The sequence below is a fragment of the Pseudomonas sp. WS 5532 genome, from assembly GCF_012985445.1.
GTDB classification, from domain to species: Bacteria; Pseudomonadota; Gammaproteobacteria; order Pseudomonadales; family Pseudomonadaceae; genus Aquipseudomonas; species Aquipseudomonas edaphica.
The window spans coordinates 1-5,285 of the sequence record NZ_JAAQWK010000046.1; the positions used below are offsets into that span (position 1 = coordinate 1).

Here is a 5,285-nt window from a genome sequence, read left to right on the forward strand (position 1 = left end):
TCATGACACTGGCTGGTGCTTGTTTTTCAAACCGTTCTAAAACCTTTTCCCACATAGCTTCGTCGTCCTGACTGAATTGATTAGGGGATTTTAAACCAAGACCTTGAAAGGCATGGCTGTAAGAGCGAAACCATAGGCCGCCGTTACCGCAGCAATGGATATGTACCCGACCAAACACCCCCCGGCCAAACCGCTATCGCAGGCAACCCAGCTCCCACAGTTATTTGTGTTTCAAGCCCACCTCTCGCGAAATTACCAAGCAAGCTAATAATTCCATTTGACATTCGCTGCCTAAGCAGTAACATCTTGTCATACATTCACTGCCTAGGCAGTAATAAGGTGACTTCCGATGACCCACTACACCCCTGACAGCTTTCGCAACTGCCACCTCGGCCTGTTGCTGGGCCGGGCGGCGCTGCTCAAGGACCGCATTATCGACACCCATATGGAACCCCACGGCGTCACCGCCGCGCAGTTCAAGGTGTTGATCATCATTGCCCAGTTCGACGTCGATACCCCGGCGGAGCTGTGCCGCCACCTGTCCCTCGACAGCGGCTCCATGACCCGCATGCTCGACCGTCTGGAGCAAAAGGGCCTGCTGGCGCGCAAGCGCTCCGAGCAGGACCGGCGCCAGGTGCAGTTAGTGCTCACCGAAGACGGCCAGCGCCTGGCCGACATGTTGCCGCATATCGGCGCGCAGTCGATGAATGAACTGGCCGGTGCCCTCGAGCCTGGTGAGTTGGAAACCCTGGAAAGAATCCTCAAGAAAATTCTGGTAGCTGCCGGTGACGCCATCGTCCTCCAGCGGGTAGGTAATCAATGAAAACGCGTGCACTCAGCCTGGTGCTGGTGGCGATGAGCATGGCCGGTTGTGCCAACTTCAGCGGCCTCGACACCCAGGGCCAACGTCTCGACGCCAACACGTTGCAAACCGGCAAATCCTTGAGCGGCGTGACCCTGTCCACGGCCGCCTGGCCCACCGCCGACTGGTGGAAAAGCCTCGGCGACCCGCAACTCGACGGTCTGATTCACGAAGCCCTGCAAAACAGCCCTGATATGCAAGTGGCCAGCGCCCGTGCGCACCAGGCCGAAGCCGCCGCTTATGCCGCCGATGCGGCGCGCATGCCAACCCTGGATGCCAGCGCCGGTGTGAGCCGTTCGCGCCTGGCCAAGGACCAGGACCCGCGCGGGCAGGGCGATGCCTATGCCACGGTGCGTAACATCGGCGCCAGCTTCAACTACAACTTCGACCTTTGGGGTGGCCAGCGCGCTGCCTGGGAAGCCGCGTTGGGCCAGGCGCGTGCAGCCGAAGTCGACCAGCAAGCCGCACGCCTGACCCTGGCCGCCAACGTCGCCAAGGCTTACAGCGATTTGGGCCAAGCGCATATCGTGCGTGACCTGGCCAATGACGACCTCAAGCGCACCCGCCAGATGCTCGACCTGAGCAAACGCCGCCTCAGCTCCGGCATCGACAGCGAATACCAGTACCAACAGACCGAAAGCCTGGAAGCCAGCTCCCAGTCGCAGTTGATCGACGCTGAAAAACAACTGCAAAGCGCCAAGATCGCCCTGGCGGTATTGCTCGGCAAAGGCCCGGACCGTGGCGGCGAGCTGACGCGCCCGAACGTGTTGAAACCCAGTGCCGTCGCTGTGCCTTCAGTCTTGCCGGCCGAATTGCTGGGCCGTCGCCCGGACCTGATCGCCGCACGCTGGCGCGTGGAGGCCGCGAGTAAAAACGTGGCCGCGAGCAAAACCCGCTTCTACCCCAACCTCAACCTCAGTGCGAGCGCCGGGGCCGAGTCGTTGCTCGGTGATGCGATGTTTGGCTCGGCCAGCCGGTTCTTCAGCATTGCGCCGACCATCTCGTTGCCGATCTTTGACGGTGGCCGCTTGCGTGCCGACCTCGATGCCCGCGACGCCGACTACGACCTGGCCGTGGCCCAGTACAACAAAACCCTGGTGCAAGCCTTGGGCGATATCGGCAACACCCTGATGCAACTGCGCGAAACCGGGCGGCAAATCCAGGCGCAGCAACACGCTGCGGACATCGCCCAGCAGTCTTACGACACCGGCGTACAGCGTTACAGCTCCGGCATCGGTAACTACCTGGATGTGCTCAGCATCGAGCAGCAATTGCTGCAGGCCCAGCGTCAGCTGGCGACCTTGAATGCGGCGCAGATCGACCTGTCGATTCAATTGATGCAAGCCCTGGGTGGCGGATTCAACGCCGATAACGTGGCCGCGACCACGACCAGCCCTGCCACCCGTACGGAATAATTTGAGGTATTTGTCATGGCCACTGCCGAAAACAGCAACGCAACTGAAAAGCCCGATAACAACCCGCGCAAACGCAAAGTCATGCTGATTGGCCTGGCGCTGATCGTCATTCTTGGCGTGGTCGGCGTGTGGGGCTGGTATGAGTTCTACGGGCGCTTCAATGAAAGCACCGACGACGCCTATGTGAACGGCAACGTGGTGGAAATCACCCCGCTGGTCACCGGCACCGTGGTCAGCATCGGCGCCGACGACGGCGACCTGGTCCACGAAGGCCAGGTTCTGATCAACTTCGACCCGAATGACGCCGCCGTCGGCCTGCAAAGTGCCCAGGCCAACCTGGCCCGCACCGTGCGCCAGGTGCGTGGTTTGTACAGCAATGTCGATGGCATGAAAGCCCAGGTCAACGCACAGAAAGCTGACGTGCAAACCGCCCAGGACAACTTCAACCGCCGTAAGACGCTGGCCCAGGGCGGTGCGATCTCCCAGGAGGAACTGTCCCATGCCCGTGACAACCTGACCGCCGCCAAGAACGCCCTGACCAACCTTGAGCAGCAACTGAAAACCACCAATGCCTTGGTGGATGACACGGTGATTTCGTCCCACCCGGATGTGCAAGCCGCCGCCGCGCAACTGCGTCAGGCCTACCTGACCAACGCGCGCAGCACCTTGATCGCACCGGTCACCGGCTACGTGGCCAAGCGCACCGTGCAACTGGGCCAGCGCGTGCAGCCCGGCACCGCGTTGATGGCGGTGATCCCGCTGGACCAGCTGTGGATCGACGCCAACTTCAAGGAAACCCAGCTGCGCGATATGCGTATTGGCCAGCCGGTGGACATCGAAGCGGACATCTATGGCAGTGACGTGAAATTCAGTGGCACCGTCGACAGCCTCGGCGCCGGCACCGGCAGCGCGTTTGCCCTGCTGCCTGCGCAGAATGCCACCGGTAACTGGATCAAGATCGTGCAACGGGTGCCAGTGCGCATCCACATCAACGCCGACGAGTTGGCCAAGAACCCGCTGCGGGTGGGCTTGAGCACTGTGGTCAACGTCGACCTGCACGACCAAAGCGGCCCGGTGCTGGCGCAACAGGCACCGCAAAAGGCCTCGTTCACCACCAACGTGTATGACCGCCAACTGGCCGAAGCCGATGCCATGATCACGCAGTTGATCCATGACAACAGCCTCGCCGCACCCAAGGCTGTGCAACGCTGATGAGCGCTAACGCCCCCGCGTCCTTTACGCCGCCAAGCTTGCTGATGGCCACTATTGGCCTGTCGCTGGCGACCTTTATGCAGGTGCTCGACACCACCATCGCCAACGTGGCGTTGCCGACCATTTCCGGCAACCTGGGCGTGAGTTCGGAGCAGGGCACCTGGGTGATCACCTCGTTTGCGGTGAGCAACGCCATTGCCTTGCCGCTCACCGGCTGGCTGAGCCGCCGGTTTGGCGAGGTGAAGCTGTTTTTGTGGGCGACCATCCTGTTTGTATTGGCGTCGTTCCTCTGTGGTATTTCCACCTCGATGCCCGAGCTGATTGGCTTTCGGGTGCTGCAAGGCCTGGTCGCCGGGCCGTTGTACCCGATGACCCAGACGTTACTGATCGCGGTTTACCCACCGGCCAGGCGCGGCATGGCCCTGGCGTTACTGGCGATGGTTACGGTGGTGGCGCCGATTGCCGGCCCCATCCTCGGCGGCTGGATCACCGACAGCTACAGCTGGCCGTGGATCTTCTTTATCAACGTGCCCATCGGCATCTTTGCGGTGATGGTGGTGCGTTCGCAATTGAAGAAACGCCCGGTTGTCACCAGTTACCAGCCGATGGATTACGTCGGGTTGTTGAGCCTGATCGTTGGTGTCGGCGCTTTGCAGATCATCCTCGACAAGGGCAATGACCTGGACTGGTTCGAATCCAACTTCATCATCATCGGTGCGGCGATTTCGGTGATTGCCCTGGCGGTGTTCATCATCTGGGAGCTGACCGACAAGCACCCGGTGGTCAACCTGCGGTTGTTTGCCTACCGCAACTTTCGTATCGGCACCATCGTGTTGATCCTGGGCTATGCGGGCTTCTTCGGGATCAACCTGATCCTGCCGCAATGGCTGCAAACCCAGATGGGCTACACCGCCACCTGGGCCGGCCTGGCGGTCGCGCCGATCGGTATTTTGCCGGTGCTGATGTCACCCTTTGTGGGCAAGTATGCGCACAAGTTCGATTTGCGCTTGCTGGCGGGCCTGGCGTTCCTGGCGATTGGCTTGAGCTGCTTTATGCGCGCAGGCTTTACCAATCAGGTGGATTTCACCCATATCGCTTTGGTGCAGTTGTTCATGGGGATCGGCGTGGCGTTGTTCTTTATGCCGACCTTGAGCATCCTGATGTCCGACTTGCCGCCGGCGCAAATCGCCGACGGCGCGGGTCTTGCGACCTTCCTGCGGACCCTGGGCGGTAGCTTTGCGGCATCGCTGACCACCTGGATCTGGATTCGCCGCGCCGACCAGCACCACGCGTACATGAGCGAGAACATGACCACCTACGACTCCGCCACCCGCGATGCATTGCAGGCGCTAGGCGGGGCAGGGCACAAGGCCTATGCGCAGTTGGACCAGATCCTCACCAGCCAGGCGTACATGATGTCCACCGTGGATTACTTCACGTTGCTGGGGTGGATGTTCATGGGCTTGATGTTGCTGGTGTGGCTGGCCAAGCCGCCGTTTGGTGCGAAGGCCGGGCCGGAGGCATCGGGGCACTGACCGACTGGACTCAGTCAATGTGGGAGCTGGCTTGCCTGCGATAGCATCACCTGGGTATGCCTGATGTACCGAGGTGCTTGCATCGCAGGCAAGCCAGCTCCCACACAAGCCAGCTCCCACACAAGCCAGCTCCCACACAAGCCAGCTCCCACACAAGCCAGCTCCCACACAAGCCAGCTCCCACACAAGCCAGCTCCAACACAAGCCAAACCCCACACAAGCCAGCGCTCTGTGTCTCAGGGTTATGCGCCGGGCAACGCC

General features: G+C 61.1%; 4 protein-coding genes. All 4 read left to right on the forward strand.

Going from position 1 to position 5,285, the window contains the following annotated elements; genetic code table 11:
* Nucleotides 1–349: 349 nt before the first annotated feature.
* Genes HBO23_RS33490 through HBO23_RS33505 form a run of 4 tightly spaced genes read left to right on the forward strand, consistent with a single transcriptional unit; the run spans nucleotide 350 to nucleotide 5,024 of the window.
* Nucleotides 350–823 carry a MarR family transcriptional regulator gene (locus HBO23_RS33490; protein ID WP_017134700.1) on the forward strand — a complete coding sequence of 158 codons (474 nt, stop codon included), beginning with the start codon at nucleotides 350–352 and terminating at the stop codon, nucleotides 821–823.
* Nucleotides 820–2,277 carry an efflux transporter outer membrane subunit gene (locus tag HBO23_RS33495; RefSeq protein ID WP_099550546.1) on the forward strand — a complete coding sequence of 486 codons (1,458 nt, stop codon included), beginning with the start codon at nucleotides 820–822 and terminating at the stop codon, nucleotides 2,275–2,277. Before HBO23_RS33490 ends, HBO23_RS33495 begins: the two co-directional genes overlap by 4 nt.
* Before the next feature lie 15 nt (nucleotides 2,278–2,292).
* The gene (locus HBO23_RS33500; protein ID WP_017134698.1) at nucleotides 2,293–3,489 is read left to right on the forward strand and encodes an efflux RND transporter periplasmic adaptor subunit; all 1,197 of its coding nucleotides are present in this window, start codon (nucleotides 2,293–2,295) and stop codon (nucleotides 3,487–3,489) included.
* Nucleotides 3,489–5,024: a DHA2 family efflux MFS transporter permease subunit gene (locus HBO23_RS33505; RefSeq protein ID WP_017134697.1), complete on the forward strand. Its 1,536-nt coding sequence runs from the start codon at nucleotides 3,489–3,491 to the stop codon at nucleotides 5,022–5,024. Before HBO23_RS33500 ends, HBO23_RS33505 begins: the two co-directional genes overlap by 1 nt.
* Nucleotides 5,025–5,285 lie beyond the last annotated feature (261 nt).

Bases quoted from the DNA above. Each gene is read 5' to 3' on its own strand.
- HBO23_RS33505 (WP_017134697.1), top strand. From the start codon at position 3,489: ATGAGCGCTAACGCCCCCGCGTCCTTTACGCCGCCAAGCTTGCTGATG.
- HBO23_RS33500 (WP_017134698.1), top strand. From the start codon at position 2,293: ATGGCCACTGCCGAAAACAGCAACGCAACTGAAAAGCCCGATAACAAC.
- HBO23_RS33490 (WP_017134700.1), top strand. From the start codon at position 350: ATGACCCACTACACCCCTGACAGCTTTCGCAACTGCCACCTCGGCCTG.
- HBO23_RS33495 (WP_099550546.1), top strand. From the start codon at position 820: ATGAAAACGCGTGCACTCAGCCTGGTGCTGGTGGCGATGAGCATGGCC.